The sequence below is a fragment of the Larkinella arboricola genome, assembly GCF_003259745.1.
In the GTDB taxonomy this organism is placed as follows: domain Bacteria; phylum Bacteroidota; class Bacteroidia; order Cytophagales; family Spirosomataceae; genus Larkinella; species Larkinella arboricola.
The window spans coordinates 1-15,699 of record NZ_QLMC01000019.1; the positions used below are offsets into that span (position 1 = coordinate 1).

18 protein-coding genes are annotated in these 15,699 nt (G+C 45.9%); 8 read left to right on the plus strand and 10 right to left on the minus strand.

The window, feature by feature from the left end:
- The first annotated feature begins 53 nt into the window (after window positions 1–53).
- Window positions 54–1,225, plus strand: a protein-coding gene (locus tag LX87_RS27945; RefSeq protein ID WP_374755150.1) for an IS3 family transposase whose coding sequence is annotated in 2 segments (ribosomal slippage) — window positions 54–309 and window positions 309–1,225 — 1,173 coding nt in all. Because the reading frame shifts where the segments join, the coding sequence is not laid out codon by codon here.
- Window positions 1,226–1,342: 117 nt separating this feature from the next.
- Complete coding sequence (locus LX87_RS27950; RefSeq protein ID WP_111631603.1) at window positions 1,343–1,573, plus strand: recombinase family protein; 231 nt, start codon at window positions 1,343–1,345, stop codon at window positions 1,571–1,573.
- Window positions 1,574–1,717: 144 nt separating this feature from the next.
- Here the strand turns inward: LX87_RS27950 and LX87_RS27955 are convergent, their stop codons facing one another.
- The 4 genes from LX87_RS27955 to LX87_RS27970 form a co-directional block, all read right to left on the minus strand.
- Window positions 1,718–2,401: a pirin family protein gene (locus LX87_RS27955; protein ID WP_229310866.1), complete on the minus strand. Its 684-nt coding sequence runs from the start codon at window positions 2,399–2,401 to the stop codon at window positions 1,718–1,720.
- 16 nt (window positions 2,402–2,417) lie between these two features.
- Window positions 2,418–3,149, minus strand: coding sequence for a dioxygenase family protein (locus LX87_RS27960; protein WP_111631604.1), 732 nt, complete (start codon window positions 3,147–3,149; stop codon window positions 2,418–2,420).
- A 124-nt stretch (window positions 3,150–3,273) separates the two neighbouring features.
- A complete protein-coding gene (locus tag LX87_RS27965) occupies window positions 3,274–3,969 on the minus strand; it encodes a LytR/AlgR family response regulator transcription factor (RefSeq protein ID WP_111631605.1) in 696 nt (231 codons plus the stop codon).
- Complete coding sequence (locus LX87_RS27970; RefSeq protein WP_170139499.1) at window positions 3,966–4,988, minus strand: sensor histidine kinase; 1,023 nt, start codon at window positions 4,986–4,988, stop codon at window positions 3,966–3,968. Before LX87_RS27970 ends, LX87_RS27965 begins: the two co-directional genes overlap by 4 nt.
- Before the next feature lie 466 nt (window positions 4,989–5,454).
- Here LX87_RS27970 and LX87_RS27975 point away from each other — a divergent pair, with 466 nt between their 5' ends.
- The 4 genes from LX87_RS27975 (at window position 5,455) to LX87_RS27990 (ending at window position 8,938) form a co-directional block, all read left to right on the plus strand.
- Entirely contained in the window at window positions 5,455–6,606 is a 1,152-nt protein-coding gene (locus tag LX87_RS27975; protein ID WP_111631607.1) for a sensor histidine kinase, read from the plus strand.
- Window positions 6,603–7,385 carry a LytR/AlgR family response regulator transcription factor gene (locus LX87_RS27980; RefSeq protein WP_111631608.1) on the plus strand — a complete coding sequence of 261 codons (783 nt, stop codon included), beginning with the start codon at window positions 6,603–6,605 and terminating at the stop codon, window positions 7,383–7,385. Before LX87_RS27975 ends, LX87_RS27980 begins: the two co-directional genes overlap by 4 nt.
- Before the next feature lie 157 nt (window positions 7,386–7,542).
- Window positions 7,543–8,220, plus strand: coding sequence for a hypothetical protein (locus LX87_RS27985; protein WP_111631609.1), 678 nt, complete (start codon window positions 7,543–7,545; stop codon window positions 8,218–8,220).
- Window positions 8,221–8,236: 16 nt separating this feature from the next.
- Window positions 8,237–8,938 carry a hypothetical protein gene (locus LX87_RS27990; protein ID WP_111631610.1) on the plus strand — a complete coding sequence of 234 codons (702 nt, stop codon included), beginning with the start codon at window positions 8,237–8,239 and terminating at the stop codon, window positions 8,936–8,938.
- Window positions 8,939–9,865: 927 nt separating this feature from the next.
- On the opposite strand, the gene LX87_RS27995 is transcribed toward LX87_RS27990, so the two are convergent.
- The 5 genes from LX87_RS27995 to LX87_RS28015 form a co-directional block, all read right to left on the minus strand.
- Complete coding sequence (locus LX87_RS27995) at window positions 9,866–10,444, minus strand: hypothetical protein (RefSeq protein WP_111631611.1); 579 nt, start codon at window positions 10,442–10,444, stop codon at window positions 9,866–9,868.
- Window positions 10,428–10,676 (minus strand): integrase core domain-containing protein, encoded by a 249-nt coding sequence (locus LX87_RS29455; RefSeq protein ID WP_111631612.1) that lies wholly within the window; start codon window positions 10,674–10,676, stop codon window positions 10,428–10,430. Before LX87_RS29455 ends, LX87_RS27995 begins: the two co-directional genes overlap by 17 nt.
- Before the next feature lie 580 nt (window positions 10,677–11,256).
- The gene (locus LX87_RS28005; RefSeq protein WP_111631613.1) at window positions 11,257–11,835 is read right to left on the minus strand and encodes a helix-turn-helix domain-containing protein; all 579 of its coding nucleotides are present in this window, start codon (window positions 11,833–11,835) and stop codon (window positions 11,257–11,259) included.
- A 393-nt stretch (window positions 11,836–12,228) separates the two neighbouring features.
- Complete coding sequence (locus LX87_RS28010; RefSeq protein WP_111631614.1) at window positions 12,229–12,741, minus strand: helix-turn-helix domain-containing protein; 513 nt, start codon at window positions 12,739–12,741, stop codon at window positions 12,229–12,231.
- The gene (locus tag LX87_RS28015; protein WP_111631615.1) at window positions 12,731–13,210 is read right to left on the minus strand and encodes an N-acetyltransferase; all 480 of its coding nucleotides are present in this window, start codon (window positions 13,208–13,210) and stop codon (window positions 12,731–12,733) included. The genes LX87_RS28010 and LX87_RS28015 overlap by 11 nt, the downstream gene beginning before the upstream one ends.
- Before the next feature lie 444 nt (window positions 13,211–13,654).
- Here LX87_RS28015 and LX87_RS28020 point away from each other — a divergent pair, with 444 nt between their 5' ends.
- Window positions 13,655–14,224, plus strand: a complete 570-nt coding sequence (locus LX87_RS28020; protein ID WP_111631616.1) for a hypothetical protein — start codon at window positions 13,655–13,657, stop codon at window positions 14,222–14,224.
- A 535-nt stretch (window positions 14,225–14,759) separates the two neighbouring features.
- Here LX87_RS28020 and LX87_RS28025 read toward each other — a convergent pair.
- On the minus strand, window positions 14,760–15,377 hold the full coding sequence (locus tag LX87_RS28025) for a hypothetical protein (RefSeq protein ID WP_111631617.1): 618 nt from the start codon (window positions 15,375–15,377) through the stop codon (window positions 14,760–14,762).
- A 95-nt stretch (window positions 15,378–15,472) separates the two neighbouring features.
- Between LX87_RS28025 and LX87_RS28030 the strand changes: the two genes are divergently transcribed.
- Window positions 15,473–15,699, plus strand: a 227-nt coding sequence (locus LX87_RS28030; RefSeq protein ID WP_146624601.1) for a transposase, incomplete at its 3' end; no start/stop codon positions are given.

Sequence of the window (15,699 nt, forward strand, 5' to 3'; positions counted from 1 at the left end):
TGGACCTGCTACATTTGATTGGACATTAAGTTAAGCGTGATCTAACTTAGTGAATGATGAAAAAGACCCGAAGACATTACGACGAGGAGTTCAAGAAATTAGCTGTGGATTTGGCTATGGTAAAAGGTTCATTGACGTCTACGGCTAATGAATTAGGCATTACCCCCGACATTCTGGCCCGATGGCGTCGAGAGCGTCTTCCCCAGCAGGATAAGAATTCTTCTTCTCGCCAGCAGTTAAGCCAGGAACAACAGGAAATCATCCGATTAAAACGAGAACTGAAGGAAGCTCAACTAGAAAGGGACATCCTAAAAAAGGCAGTCGGCATCTTCTCCAAGAGCGACGGGAAATATTTCGATTCATAAAGGCGCATGTCGCTATGTTTCCTGTTGAGAAGATGTGTAAGGTACTGAAAGTAAGCCGTAGTGGCTATTATAGCTGGTTAAAACAAAAACCTAGCAAGCGAGTGCAAGAAACTGAAAATCTTCTGAAGCAGATTCGTACCGTATTTTCGGCCAGCAAGCAGACATACGGTAGCCCCCGAATTACCCAGGAGCTTTTGAGTCAAGGTATAAAGATTTCCCGCCCTCGGGTAGCTCGACTCATGCGCAAAGCCCACCTTAAAAGCCTTATTAAAAAGAAATTTGTGGTTGCTACTACCGACACTAACCATTCGTATCCAGTGGCAGCCAATCATTTGAATCGAAACTTTAATCCCTCGCAACCCGGAAAAGCTTGGGTATCTGATTTAACGTATATCTCTACAAGTGAAGGATGGGTTTACTTGACTATCATTATGGACTTGTATGATCGAAAAATCATTGGATGGTCGCTAAGCCAATCAATGAAGGCCATCGAAACAACTATTGCAGCCTGGCAAATGGCTGTCAAAAATCGGCCTATCACCCGCAACCTCATCTTTCATTCTGATAGAGGCATACAGTACGCCTGTCCGGCATTTACTCAATTATTGAAAAAACACCCATTGGTTTTGCAAAGCATGAGCCGAAAGGGAAATTGCTGGGATAACGCCGTGGCAGAAAGCTTTTTTAAAAGCTTAAAGTCGGAGTTGGTGTATCATCAAGATTTCCAAACTCGGGCTGAGGCTAAACAATCCGTATTTGAATATATTGAAATCTGGTATAATCGACAGAGAAGGCATTCAGGATTAGGCTATCTGTCCCCTTTTGAATTCAATAATGGTTCATTACAAAACGTGGCTTAAAAATTTGTCCAGTTTTCTGTTGCAAGTCCACTATTAGTTGTATAGAATTATGTTGACCGTTTTGTTAGTAGTTACTTTTAGTTTATGAGTATCCTGGCTAAACATGAGTGAAATGTAATGCGGGAAAGAACCCAGGCGGGCCTCAACTCGGCTCCTGCACGAGGTCACAACCGCGGTCGGCCTAAAGGGCTAAGTGAGCACTATCAGCTCATTGCGCCCGATGTGCGGGAGATGTACGAGAAAAAGCAGTGTAGTACCAATGAAATCCGGAAAATCTTTGGGATCAAAAGCCAGCCGACGCTCTATAGGATCCTTCAATTTGCGGGCGTAGCGGTAAACGGGTTTTAAAACCCAGAACGGGAAATGCAGGCTGTTCAGCTACGAAAGGCGTTGCTTAGCGTAAATGATTCCCTATTTTAATATAAAAAGACCAAAATGAAAGAGGGTGCCTCAAATTGTTTCATTTGAAACCCCCTCTTTTTTGTGCTTCATTTATCCCGCCGACTCCATAATGAGCAGGATGGCTTCATTGGATAATGCTTCAAATTCCACTTCGACAGCGCCTTTCAGTGAAAGCCCGTCCCTTCTTTCCAATAACCGGTTCTGGACTTCAAAGGCGCCTTCTATGATAAAAACAAACACATTGCCGGATGGGTTTTTGGAATAATATACGCCTTCCTCACGTCCATCATACTTTCCAATCAGCAATTTGGTTTGATCAGGGATGTCATTGAGTATGGGTAAAAGTTGATTATTTCTGTTGAGGTCAAAGGCAATAAGGGTCTTTTCTTCTGCAAACTGATCGTTGGCCAAAACCCTGATTTGCAGATAATTGATAACTTTGTCCGGATAAGGATTTGTTATTTCAAAACCGTTATCCGGCGTCACCAATAGACTCAGTGACTCTCCGGAATCAACATACTTAACCTTTTTCCCTTCGTCAATTTCTATTGCACCAACCAAAGGCAAAAGAATGATCCTCGTTGGCTCCTCAACTATAATAGAGTGGCGGCATTGGGGCAAAAGCGTTTCATCGTTCCAAGTCAGGATGTTTCCAAAAGGCTCTCGGTTTTCAGCATTATAATCGCCAAAATTAAGCGTATAAAAACTGCGAAACTCTTTCGTTTGGAACTTACCCCGTTGGTTTTGGAGATAAATCTGCGCCTGTGTATCCACTTGGGTTATCATCATTTTATGCGCTCACAACAATTGCATGCGTCAATTCGTATCCTGCGGAAACACTTCCCGTGACCGTTGACATTTCAGTCGAAACGCCGTCCCTAAAGATATTGTCCCTTGCATTGGTCGTATCCGCCTGACCGTGACTTGCATACACGCCCTGGGCATAAACAACTTTGCTAATGGCTTCTGGGAATGCTATTTGGGTTACTAACAACGACTTACCACTTGCATTATACACGTGCACGTGAATGTGCGGAGCACGGCCCGAATACCACCCCGGATAAATGCTTGTAAATGTCACCCGTCCGTTTGCGTCAGTCGTCTGGCGACCTCTTAGAAAATGGACAGTTGTATAATTGGTAGACTGCATACCTGAACCTCCATATTCAGAGTAATTTCCGGCAGCATCGCAATGCCAGATGTCCACCAATGCGCCAGCTAATCCCTCACAACTGCTGTTCAGGTTCTGGATTGTGAGAGTAACGGAAAGTTTGGTTCCGGTTCGGTCGGATGTGATGTCATTTATAACAAGTCCACTTGGCGATTTGGTTGGAAAAGGCCCTGCGGTTTCCGATGCCGTTGCCGTACATGTATCTGATGTAGAACCTGTGGCGGAGCCAGTCGTGGTTCCAGAGCTTGCATCCACGGGATCAACCGTGTCGCTTGAGCAGCTGATGAGTGGTGTAATGGCTGCAATACCCAATGCGGAAAACCCTCTTCTTAAAAATTCTTTTCGGTCCATAAATTCAGTAACAGTTCTTGGTTTCTAGTACATTATCGTATTTCAACCTAGATTTGTTGCTGCAAAAACGGATGTATCGGTCAATAGCCCGAATGTCCCGGTGAACGCCCAAATAGCGGCTAGATTATCTGGCCTTCCACTTTGAAATAAAATCCAGATAACTGTCACTCACAGGCAGCTGTCGTCCCGACACCAGTGAGACTTTTTTATTTTGAATGGATTTAACAAACGCATCCGGCACAATAAAACTTCTATGAATCCGGCTGAAACGCCCGTCAGGAAGCATTTCCAAAATGCCTTTTAAGGACATTAAAGTAAGGATCGGATGTTTGGAACTGAGCAGGTGGATCTTGATGTAGTCTTCCATGCTTTCAATGAATTCAATGTCGCCCAGATCGATTTTTACCATCTTATACTCCGATCTGACCACAATGGAATCCGAAACGGCAGGCTGCTGAGATTTAAGGAATTGAAAGCGCTCGTGCGCCTTGTTAACCGCTTTTTCAAATCGTTCACGGCTGATGGGTTTTAATAAATAGTCCAATGCTTCCAACTCAAATCCTTCGTGCGCAAACTTCTTATGCGCCGTTGTGAAAATCACCATAGGCCGCGTTTGTAATCGGGAAACAAGGTCGATTCCTGACAAATCGGGCATATTTATATCAATAAAAAGCAGATCAACGGGGTTGTTTTGCAGGTAAGCAGCGCCTTCAATAGCGTCATCAAATGTTTGAACAAGCTCTAGAAAAAGGATTTCTGAAATATATCTGCTTAATACATTCAGCGCCAGCGGTTCGTCATCAATGGCTATGCATTTCATTGCGAACGGAGTTTTAAGTTAATCGTAAAATTTGTCCCGTCATTGTCTATTAACAGATTGTAGCGCTCTGGATACAGGAAGTCCAGGCGCTTCCTCGTGTTAGCAATTCCTACGCCGGTTCGTTCAGGGTCCAGGTTCGCATTAAATATTCTATTGGCGCAAAAAAAACGGATTGTACCCGCATTACCCGTAACCTTAATCTCGATTTTTGACCCAAAGTGATTGCTAACGCCATATTTAAAGGCATTTTCAACAAATGTCATCAGGATTAAAGGGGCAATTTTAATCTGACTATCAACATCATTCGCTTCGAAAACTACCTTCGTTTTCTCATTAAGCCGTAATCTTTGGAGATCAATATAATTTTCAAGGCAGGCTATCTCATCCTCCAGAGGCACAAAGTTTTCAGTTGCCTCTTCGGTGATGTAACGCATCATCTTTGACAACTTCATGATACTTGGCGCGGTATTTTCGCTTTGGCTTACAGCTAGCGAATAGATGTTATTGAGTGTATTGAAGAGGAAATGCGGATTGATCTGAGCTTTGAAAAATGATAATTCCGCTTGTGCCTTCTCCGCCTCGGAAAGGATGATTCTTTTCTCCGACAGTCGCCATTGTTCAGAGATTTTCACCGCCATTGCTATCACCCACACAACCACAAACAAAACCAAACTAACAAAGTCAACAGAAGGCCGATTGTTTTGCATAGGCCGTGGTGGCGGCGGAAAGTCGTTCGGCGGCATGTCTGGCGGAGGTCCTGGTTGCGGCCTGGGCTGGAAAAATTCCGGCTGGTGGAATCTTTGAAAAACCAGATTTTCAAAAGGCTGCGTATAATGGACGATGAGTAATCCGATAACGAAGCAGCCTAAATAGAAAATGTAGCGTTGTTTGAGATAAACAACAGGGAGTAACAGCAAATAATTGGCATAAAAAGCGGCGATATAAATGGTTATGAACAGCCAAAACTGGGCCGAGCTCAGCATTCTAAGCTCAACAACCGGATCGGATTCCCTTGACATAACCGTTATGGGGAGGCTGATAAATAAGAGCCAACCAGCCACATGAACGATCCAAAGATTTCTTATCTGAAACATACTCCTCTACCTACGCGATTTTTCGCAGTACAAATCAAGACCAATATAATGAGTTACAAAAAGAAAGAGTTTTCCTATTTTCGAAAAGCACAATTTCACTCCTCCACTATGCAAGTGTTTTACCTTGAAATAGCCTGACAGCATTGAGTGGAGTTATTCACATAATACACGCTACTTAGTCAATATTTTACCCTCTTATTGAACCCCATATTGAGCTCAAATAAGCCCTTGGTCTCCCTTCAGAAATGGTAGATAAATTTTAGTCCTGTGATGACATATTGATTGGCCCATCTTGAAAAGCGTTAATCGAGTAGATTACCGGGTTAACTTCTTTTAATCCCATTATGTAGTTACGCTGAATCGGTAGCCTAGGAAACCGACTATTCTTTTTATGCAGGCATCTAGCAACGTAGACCTTACCCTACTCCAGAAAGTTCGCCTAGCAGCCAGCATATTCGCCATTTACTGGCCACTGCGCTTTTATATTAATCTCAATTCTTTTGATTGGGAACTCTTCCAGGCTCTTTGGTTCATCTGGCTGTTGGAAATTCCCATTACCATTGCGCTATTTACCTTTTGGCTGATTATCACCGAATGGCTGGAAAACCGGTTATACAGCCATTCCGGACGACTTTTTAGATTGGACGGCAAACTTTCAGTTCAAATCGCCACCCTGCTGATTGCCGGAACGTTGTCGGTGGGTTTTGACTGGGCCTTCTTCCGTTTTCTGCACCAGGTGCGGGGGGGCAACAATACGCAAATTCAGGTAACCAGTGGCCGATCCTCTTTGGCCCGGCCAATTGCAGAAGAGGCCCCTGGTAGCTTCTTTTCTGAACGACGGCGAGGACGAAAGGCGGTAACCGCTTTAACGGTCATGGCGTTGCTGATGGCTTTTTATGTGGCGGCCAACCGCCGGGGAGATAATCTCCTCGGCCAGTTGCGGGTCAATGCCGAGCAGTTAAAACGCGAAGCCTCTGAGGCGCAGTTTGCCGCCTTAAAAAACCAGGTGAATCCTCATTTTCTTTTCAACAGCCTGAGCATTCTCACCGCTTTAGTGGAGGTCAATCCTAAGTTGTCGATCCGTTTCATTAATTATCTTTCGAAGGCCTACCGCTACATTTTGGATCAGCGGGAAAACCAACGCGTTAATCTGAACACGGAACTAGAATTCTTGGAAGCCTACTGTTTTTTACTAAATATTCGGTTTGACGGCAAGCTACAAGTCGTTAATACCATTTCAACGAATGATGCGATTCGTTACACGATTGCCCCCTTAACCCTGCAGCTTCTGGTAGAGAACGCCGTCAAGCATAATCAGATGTCCCGTAAGATGCCCCTGATTGTGACGCTGGTTATTGAAAGCGATTACCTACTGGTAAGCAATCCGGTTCGGTTGCGTTTGCCTGACGAACCTTCCACAGACACCTCTACTGGAGTGGGTTTGGAGAACATCACCAATCGTTACCGATTGCTCACCGAACGCCCGGTTCGGGTGACTCAATCGAATCAGGTCTTTGTCGTTAGCATCCCCCTTTTAGCATGAACGTAGTCATCATGGAAGATGAATCGCTTTCGGCCCAGCGGCTGGAAACACTCTTACGGGAACGGGACCCCTTGATCCAGGTCACCGCGGTATTACCCTCCGTTGAGGAAGCCATTGAATGGCTCACCGATCCAAACCGGCGGATCCAACCCGATTTGGTGTTTATGGATGTTCACCTGGAGGATGGCAGCGCGTTTCACATTATTGAAAAAGTCAATCTGACCATTCCGATCATCTTTACGACGGCCTACGACACCTATGCCATTCAGGCTTTTAAGGCCAACAGCATTGACTATTTACTCAAGCCCATTGATGAAAGCGAATTGGCCGCAGCACTCAATAAGTTCAACTGGATGCAGCAACGGTCCCAAGCCGTTAAGGCTGGACAAGCGAACTGGTCGGCCTTACTGAGGTGGCCAACGAATCCGGAAAAAGGTCCCTACAAAGACCGGTTTATGGTAACGGTTGGTACAAAGATCAAAAGCATCGAGGTGGCTCAGATCGCTTACTTTTTCTATGAAGGCAAGACCACGTACCTCACTACCAAGGACGGCCAAAATCTGGTGGTTGAATATAGCCTGGATAAAGTAGCGAGCCTGCTTAATCCGCAGCAGTTTTTCCGGGTTAATCGGTCTCACTTGGTTTCTTTAGCCGCTCTTGAATCGATCCATACGTTTTCGGGCAGCAAAGTAAAGCTGGAGTTATCACCTGTTTCCCGCCAGGCAGTCTTTGTCAGCCCCGACCGGTTGAGTGATTTTAAAACCTGGCTGGGCAAATAGTGAGATGCCTGATGCCAGGCGAAAACTTTCGACCCTTAAAATTGGACTTTCGACCGCCAAAATTCGGCATTAAGGTGGCACTGTTTGGTTAGCTAAATGAATTCTCCCAACTTTCGTGGGAAGCAGGTTTTCAACGGCTGCTTACATCATCAACCTCGTGAACCGTCTGCATCTTACCCGGATCAGGGCATTGACCCAGGAAGCACTCTCAGCTCTGAAACGGGCTCAAGGGGGCGCCTTCAACAATCCCTGGCAGTCCATGCCACTGGCCCCCCAAAGCTTCACCCCAATTTTCAAGGCGGCACTCCAGGCACAAAATCTCTATGAACGCCTGGAAAAGATATACTTATTCTGTGCGGATCTGGCCGCCAATAAAATTCAATCCTACCGGGAGGCGCATGAGTGGTTTGATGAAGAAGGGGAATTTTCCTTTGAGCCCTTCGATGAACTGCGCCGGTATTATGATGATGGCTCCGCTTATGCTTTACCCATCCGCATTGAGCAGTACCAGGAGCTCTACCAATTGCAAATCGATTTTAAAAACAGACAATTAAAAAAAGCGGCCTACTTGCATGAGCTATTCGGTCAAACCAGCCCGCGTAAGGTGGGGATGGCAGAAACAGGTGGGGATCTGCTTGTTCACACAACGGATTTGCCGGCCGGCTGGCGGCAGGAAGTGGAGCGAGATCAACCACTTAAGCAGATTGAAGTGGAACATTGTCTGGATGGCTACGATGCCTTTTATGAGCAGTCCCTCGCCCTGATTGACTATCATCAGCGCCTGGGCAACGTCCAGGCCTGTGCCCAAAGGATCTTGGCCTTTTTTAAGGAGTAACTTACTGTTCATAACCATGACGAGCCGTTTATTCTTCTTGTTTATTTTGCCCTTATCCCTGGTTTGGAGCATCAGCAATGGGCAGTGTGTCGTTAAAAATGATTACGCTGGACGCTTGGTAACAATTTGTAACGGCTACCAACCCAAGGCTGGCTTTTTTATGAACCGGCCCGACCAAAGTCAGACACCGAAAACAACGGTTTATTTGGGTAGTCCTTACTTAACGTTTCCGGTCTATGAAGATGGGGTTCTGGAGGTGAACCATTACCAAACATCCTGTAAAATAGCCTTTAACCTGGTCACCCATCAAGTGCTGTGCCGCTTTGAAAGCGATTCGATCGAGCATGCCGTTTTACCCGATGCGTTTAGGGTAGGGGCTCAGCGCTTCGTGCGAAAAAGCGGGCCACAAGGCCCGCCTGTCTACTATAAAGTCCTGTACGCGGGCAAATCAAAAGTGCTTGCTCAAATCAAAGGCACACTCCAGGAAACGAAACGGGAGGCTTATCGTTTAGAGGAGTTCGATGGCATTTATACCCGGCAGGAACGGTATTTGATTGAGCTAGAAAACAAGGCACCGCAGGCCGTAACCTTATCGAGAAAATCAGTACTCAGAGTATTAGATCATACTTCCGACCCATTGCCTTCCACAACGTTGAAAAATAAGCTCACCGTACCGGAGTTGATTGAAGCAGTAGCTGCTTATGATGGATTCCAGTAAGATAGCTCAGCCAGCTACGGAATAATTCAGCAGGTCATGGGCTGTATTACACTGGAATAGCCTGACAGCATTGAGTGGAGGTATTCTCAGTGCAATACCCGCTGCTTCGTCAATATCTTACCCCCTTATTGAACCCCCATATTAAGTTCAAATAAGCCCTTGGTTTGCGCTGAGGGAGGACAGGCTAATAAAGCCATAAGTTTTATCTCAATAAGTCAGCCGAGGAATTGAAAATGGCACATTGATAAATGAGATAACAATTTGAGACAGCTAAGTACATTACGTTGCAGAGATCGCTTGATCTTGTTACTTTCTCTCAGAAACGGGCGATTGGTGAGAATTAGACGAACCATTAGAAGCTTTGTATAACGCTATTCTTTATTCGGCATTAAGTCTACCAAAGCCCGTTCAGCCCCTTTGTTGTTCGGATTTAGTTCCAACGACTTACGATATATCAGAATGGCCTCCTGGCGCCCACGGAGAAAAGGACCGGAATGTACCGGTTGAAGGATGCCGGTCGGTCATCCAGGCAATCCAGCAAGCGGGTGGGCATCCGCGATACACCGAGTTTGCGGGAGTAGGCCACGATCTGCGGCCTGGCCTGAATGCTACGCCCGGAATACTGGACTGGCTGTTTGCTCAGAAACGGGTGAGCCAACCGTAACGGAGCCTTATGAACATGGCTCCTGCTTATTCTTCTTTTGTTGGCTTTGTAGCCAATGAAAGAAGAATAACATCGCTTAAAATGCTCCTTTTGAGCGACACTTTTATATTCTATAAAACGAGTAGTTTGTGAATCGGAGGTTTTCTTGACGTAAATTTCTGGACGGAATTACCTGCCGGATCTGGCCAGGGAAAAGAGCTGACGGGTTTCTTGACTGAAAGCGACTCGTTTTATGGTCTTTCAGGTCAATACTCATCTACAATTCAAGAAATGTCTAAGTAAAAGAATTCACCCTGTTTATGGTAGGTGATTGTTACAGTCTGCTTCACGTTGTTGCTGGACTGCAAACGATAGGTGCAAGTCGCTGTTTTTTGATGGTAAGATTGGGTCTTACACCACTCATAAAAGGACTTTAATTCGCCCAGATCCAATGAGTTATAGCTACCCTCAACAAGGACCATTTTTGAATTAGTACTATCTCTCACCTGCTTAATGGAGTACGTTCTAAAAAAAGACCCTAAATCCAGGCTTCTTTTTATGTCTATATTCCTGATTGCATGCCTCTGGTCAGAAACGGCAAAATAGATCAGGGTGTTTTGCTTAGCGATATAATCCCAGTCCTGCTCATCAGCACCCGCATGATTGGGGAAATTTCTGGTGTTCTTGATAAAGAAGACACCGGCTAGATTGAAAACGGTATCCTGAACAGCTTTACGGCACTGATTCAAATAGTGTAGGTTTTGAAAGTCATCTTTATAACATGTCACGTCCTGATAAATGTTGACCGTTTTTGTGATTGATACTGCTTTTAACGACCAATTTCTATTAGTCCGGATTTTCATTGACCGACTCCTTTTCCGCTTTTTTAAAGATAGCGCTTTTCCACCTTCTTTTTAATGGCCTTTCACTCTGATGCGCCTCCTGAGGCACGAGCATGTCACAGCTGAAGTGAGGCCTTTTGTAATTGTACAAATACACCGCTTGTTTAAGAACTGCCTGTGCCTGAGCCAATGAATAAACCGGCTGATGGGCTAAGTATTCGTTCTTGATGATCCCGCACGGGCGGCCCCGCATTTACCCGCTCTGCCACCGCATTCTCCAAGGGATCGCCCTTTTCCGTCATGCTGATCTGCACATGGTAGGAATCTAGCAAGCCTACATACTCTCCACTGCAGTATTGAATCCCACGATCGGACCGGGCTGCCGGCGCAGTGGTGAATTAAACACTTGCCAATCTCTCGATCAATCTGCTCCAAAGCCATTTGTAAAGCGTTTCGGCAGTTAACGGCATGTAGGTTAGGTGCTACGGCGTAGCCCATAATCCGTTTTGAATAGGCATCTGTCACTAGTGAAATATATAAGCATCCGTACTGGGTGAACCAGTACGTGATATCGGCTACCCAAACCTGGTTAGGCCGGTATATAACCAAGCCTTTTATTAAGTTAGGATACTTCCTGAATCGGTGACGGGAAAAGGTGGTGATTACTTTTCGTCTGCGTCGACGGATTAACAACCTATTCGCTGCTAAAAGGTCAAAAAACGCATCACGGCCCATCTTCACTCCCCTTTCCAACAACTCTTCCTTTAGCAGGCAATGAAGCTTTTTACCCCCAATACGAGGGTGATCTTTCCGAACTCGCTTGACCAGACGGATCACTGTTGAATCGTTGTTTTGCAGTCTGGTCTGGCGCTGCCAGTACTGGTAATAACTTTGTCGGTGGAAACCAATCGGACCGCCGAAGCGGCAACCCTTCCAGTTGTCGAATAGAGATCGACGGGTTTTGCAACATCATACATCGGATTGCCTGGTAGCGGACCGGGCCTCGGTGGCTTTTTTTCGATATCAATGCCGAGCTCCTGTTCGGCTAGTTGAATAAGGGTGGCATAGTAAAGGGTCTTGATCTTGGCAGCTTTCAACTCTTCTTTCAGCGTATAGAGCTGGCTCTTCAACTTGCTGATGGTAACTTGGTCTGGTGAGGGGCGTCGTTTCGATGGCTCAGGCACCGGCTTTTCTACAGGTACAAAAGGGGCCGTTGGATCAATGACCTCTGGCTGATATGGCCTTTCGGCTTCCTGCTCAACTTTCTCCAACCAATGATTGACCGTTTTTCGGCTGACCTCAAACTTAGCAGCCGCCTGAGCGATGTTGAGTTTGCCACGGTGAATCTCATCCACCATCTGGCGCATGAGAAGTTCGTGCTGCTGCATGCGGATATCGATAAGTTGATCCATAAGTTAGGAAGTTTATGGTCAACGTTCATTAGGACAAGACACCATTATCCCCTTTCCAAAATTTTTACCTTGAGTGCTTCAGACCATTCTTTTATTTATGACAACATGTCCAGGGTCAACATTCTTAACCACTAGCGTGATGACCAGTATGCCCCGGCACGATCGCACCGGCGTGAGCTCATCTCTAAGCGGGCCCGTCAGGTAGGTTCAGAAAAGAAGGCCGGTTTTTAATGGGAAACACCTGCCATTGCCAAAATGCTGAGTAAGCACGGCTTCCGCAGCCGTCGGGTCAAATTATTTCAAGTCGTGCAAGGTCAGCGCCTGCTCAAATCATTAAAGAGTAAACGGGTTTGAGCCTGTTGTCACAGAGCTGCCTATGGCCTGCAACTACGGTTAGAACTCAATTGCGACATGGCCTTTTACATGCTTCTTCTCTTTATTTCTCAAGGACGTATTGGTCATCATGTAATTTTCCTGTTGTTTCACCAGCAGGCGAAACCAATGACGCGCTGAAATAAACCGATTGGAGTGAAATTCCAATCGAATGAAAATATCTTCCGAAGGCGCCCGGTTTCCGGATAATAACTGGCTCAGCTTCGTTTTATGAATGTCCAGCTCCAAAGCTACTTCAGCTTTCTTTTTATGCTGAAGTTCGATGTAGGATTTGAGAAAATAAGCAAAATTCTTTTTGGGATCAAAGGTGTCCTGCTGGATGTAGTCCTCCATTTGAATTTTCAACTGAAGGAGTTGGCCATATACCTTTTCGGGTTCGGACCGATTCGCAAATCGCTCCTGACGGATACGGGCTAATTGGCCGTCTGCCCGGCGTTTCTGTTCAAGCGTCATTTTGGCGGGGACCATAAAGCCATCCACTACTTCTTCCGGAGCTATTTCGTCAAGGTTCATAATCAATATACGTTTGTATGAGGTGGTAGAGTGGGGTGCCCTCTAAAAATAGTTGTTGTCCTGCCAGCAACATACCATACTTTGCCTGGTAGTGGTTTACTAACCGGGTCTTTGGCCTGAGGGATACGCAGGCCAGGTAGCCATATTGTTTTACCGCTAGCCGACACGCCCACCCGATTAGGCAACCGGCGATCCGGTCATACTGTTTGTCGGCGCCAACATTGTCCCGCCGACTGGCAATCAAGTTAATTTCAATGCGATACTCGTGCGGATAATCAGTGAGTGACATGGCTCCCAACATTTCCTTACTATCCGCTAATCGTAGTTTCCATAGCTGGGTTTCTACCAGGTCTTTCCAATTAAAAAGAAAGGCCTTCTTTGTTAGTTTTGGTAGGTCACTCAGGGTGATCGGCTCGATAATAGCCTTAACGGGCGCAGGTGGATCCACTCCTCTATTGAGCAAATACATGGATGTGTCAATTGGGTAGTAAATTTACAAAAAATGTAAATTATTTAAAAATTTGTAAATAAATACATTCTTATACGATCCGATTTTGAAGTGGATAAATCTACACCTAGCCCTGTACCAGGGACTCCCCCTTTACTCGGAGGAACTTGCTGAATGCGGATTGTAAAAACCGTAGTTTTCGGCCCGTTCATTGGCGAATGAAATGCGCATGGAGAACCGCATTACCACTGAATACCCCAATGAAGCAACTCCAAAATCAGTGCTTGCCTAAACTTGCAGGACGATAATTCCCATAGGCCTGCTGGCAGCTCTAAGGCACTTCTTTTTCAGGCGTAGGTCATCGGTCCTGTTGACCCAAATCAGGTCCTTACCTAGACAGCCTCATACCGGTTGGTAAGATATCCCTCCACCTTTGTTACCAATCACTCTTCCAATCATATCCCTATGAAAACGCTAGTAATCATCTTGCTGCTCGTTCCCGGTCTGGTTATCAGCCAGCCTCTACCCCGTCCCGTGCTGGTAAAGTCCGTTTGGCGGGCCGCCTTCTTAGCGCCCGGCCTGATGAACGAAACACGCCTAGGAGATCGGACTACGCTGGTTTCACAACTGCGCATGAGTAGCTATACCAAAACCAAGGAGGTGGAAATCTCCCCCGATCAAACCAAATTCTACAGTTCCAGCACGGTCAATCCGGACCTGGCCGTTGGAATTCGGTACTTTTATAATTTCGACCGGCGCCTGGAAAAAGCCAAAAGCATTCGCTATAATTCCGGAAACTACCTCAGTGTCCAGAGCCGTTACCGATTTGGGGCCGTTGCTAAAAACGAATCCGAACACGTACCCATTGGGACAGGAAGCGGGTTTGGCGTGGAAGCGCTGTGGGGTTTTCAGCGGACCTACCGCCGTAATTTTTATTTGAATCTAGCCTTAGGTAGCCGAATCTTTCGGGGAAAAGCCGAAGGCGTTGCGGATTTTACCCTAGGGTATACCTTTGCTACCGTTGGGGAACGGTAAGTTTACAGGATGGGGCTGTGGGTGAGCACCTGCTCCTTTTTGACAGGCATGGATAGGCGTGTTCTTCAAAAGTCCGTGACAGGAGTTGTCTACGGGTTTTATCATCTGTTTTACTGTTGGGGCAGACCGGTTAGGTTCGGACACTCTTTACAGTTGGCCGTGGCCTTGGACGCATCCGCCTTTGTTTCAGATGAGCCGTTCTAATTCGTTTTTTAACCACTTAAGCTTGCTCCAGCCACTTTTGAACAATGGGGGAAGACCCTGTAATTGCACTGTAGTCACGACGGCTTTGGCCTCCTGGCAATCCCACAAGGATTAAAGTTTAATTCGCCACCAAAAGGAGACTTTAGTGAGCAATTCGCCAACGAATTAAAAGCCACAGTACACCGATCGCCTTTAACCCATTAGCCAAAAGGGAAGAATCGCTTTTCCCATAATGGAATGGAGGACCATTCTCTAATAACCGTGATCTGGTGAATAAGGCCCTGCAGCAGGGTTCCAGCGAACACGATGCCGAAGACAGTCCTGATTTTATTCAACTATATGGTGTTCCTATCCGAAGTTTCCACAGGTAAATAACACTTAGAAATAAGCTCAGCACAACAATAACGCCGTAAATAGACGCCATGCCATAATCAGCCAGCCGGTGATGAGGTAATAAAATAATTTCACCAATAGCCACCGGAAGAATGAGTGTCACTACTTTGATCAAAAATACACCTGCCAGCAAATCACCAAATGGAATAGACCGGAAAAGTAGAAAAGCGGTAATTGCCAGTCCGGGCAGGACCACGCATAAATCAAGAATAAAAACGGCATACGTGTCAGGCCGCGAATGAGAGCTACTTAACGGGAATAGGACACTAATCCAGAGAAAAACGAAAAGAAAACAAATGACTGACAGAAAGATAGCAATAAATCGGCGCAGGCGGCCAGGCAATAAATTTAGCTGGCCGGTCATTGACTTAAAACTACTAAGACCGAAGACGAGACTATAAATAGACAAACCGAAGATGCCCAGATAAATGGGGTAGATAGATGTAAAATAGCCGGTTATCGCAAAAAGCCCATAGGTATATAGAAAGGTCCCCACTAAGCCGAGGGCTGCTATAAAAAGCTTTAAATCTCCATACCTTAGAAAAACGGCCGACAAGAAGAACAGTGTATGTAGTCAAGTAAAAGTGGACAACTAAGGGGGAAAAGAGAGGAGACAAATGTTTAACTTGTTTCACTCAAACTTCCTTACTTATGTCCCATTCTGCTAAAGCCTCCTCGGCAAAACGTCCTCAGACACCTACCACTGCCGAGCGCAAACCAGCTCTCTCTATTATCAAAGACATTCAGCGACAAACCCGACGCCAGTATACGGCTGAAGAAAAAATCCGCATCGTTCTGGAAGGCCTGCAAGGCGAACAGTCGGTCGCTGAAATTTGTCGGCGAGAAGGGCTTAACACCAACGTTTATTACCGCTGGAG

What these genes read in the sequence shown, in the direction of transcription:
- LX87_RS27950 (WP_111631603.1), top strand. Translation starts at nt 1,343, where the DNA reads ATGCGGGAAAGAACCCAGGCGGGCCTCAACTCGGCTCCTGCACGAGGT.
- LX87_RS27960 (WP_111631604.1), bottom strand. Translation starts at nt 3,149, where the DNA reads ATGGACCGAAAAGAATTTTTAAGAAGAGGGTTTTCCGCATTGGGTATT.
- LX87_RS27965 (WP_111631605.1), bottom strand. Translation starts at nt 3,969, where the DNA reads ATGAAATGCATAGCCATTGATGACGAACCGCTGGCGCTGAATGTATTA.
- LX87_RS27970 (WP_170139499.1), bottom strand. Translation starts at nt 4,988, where the DNA reads ATGTCAAGGGAATCCGATCCGGTTGTTGAGCTTAGAATGCTGAGCTCG.
- LX87_RS27975 (WP_111631607.1), top strand. Translation starts at nt 5,455, where the DNA reads ATGCAGGCATCTAGCAACGTAGACCTTACCCTACTCCAGAAAGTTCGC.
- LX87_RS27980 (WP_111631608.1), top strand. Translation starts at nt 6,603, where the DNA reads ATGAACGTAGTCATCATGGAAGATGAATCGCTTTCGGCCCAGCGGCTG.
- LX87_RS27990 (WP_111631610.1), top strand. Translation starts at nt 8,237, where the DNA reads ATGACGAGCCGTTTATTCTTCTTGTTTATTTTGCCCTTATCCCTGGTT.
- LX87_RS27995 (WP_111631611.1), bottom strand. Translation starts at nt 10,444, where the DNA reads ATGAAAATCCGGACTAATAGAAATTGGTCGTTAAAAGCAGTATCAATC.
- LX87_RS29455 (WP_111631612.1), bottom strand. Translation starts at nt 10,676, where the DNA reads ATGCGGGGCCGCCCGTGCGGGATCATCAAGAACGAATACTTAGCCCAT.
- LX87_RS28005 (WP_111631613.1), bottom strand. Translation starts at nt 11,835, where the DNA reads ATGGATCAACTTATCGATATCCGCATGCAGCAGCACGAACTTCTCATG.
- LX87_RS28010 (WP_111631614.1), bottom strand. Translation starts at nt 12,741, where the DNA reads ATGAACCTTGACGAAATAGCTCCGGAAGAAGTAGTGGATGGCTTTATG.
- LX87_RS28015 (WP_111631615.1), bottom strand. Translation starts at nt 13,210, where the DNA reads ATGTATTTGCTCAATAGAGGAGTGGATCCACCTGCGCCCGTTAAGGCT.
- LX87_RS28020 (WP_111631616.1), top strand. Translation starts at nt 13,655, where the DNA reads ATGAAAACGCTAGTAATCATCTTGCTGCTCGTTCCCGGTCTGGTTATC.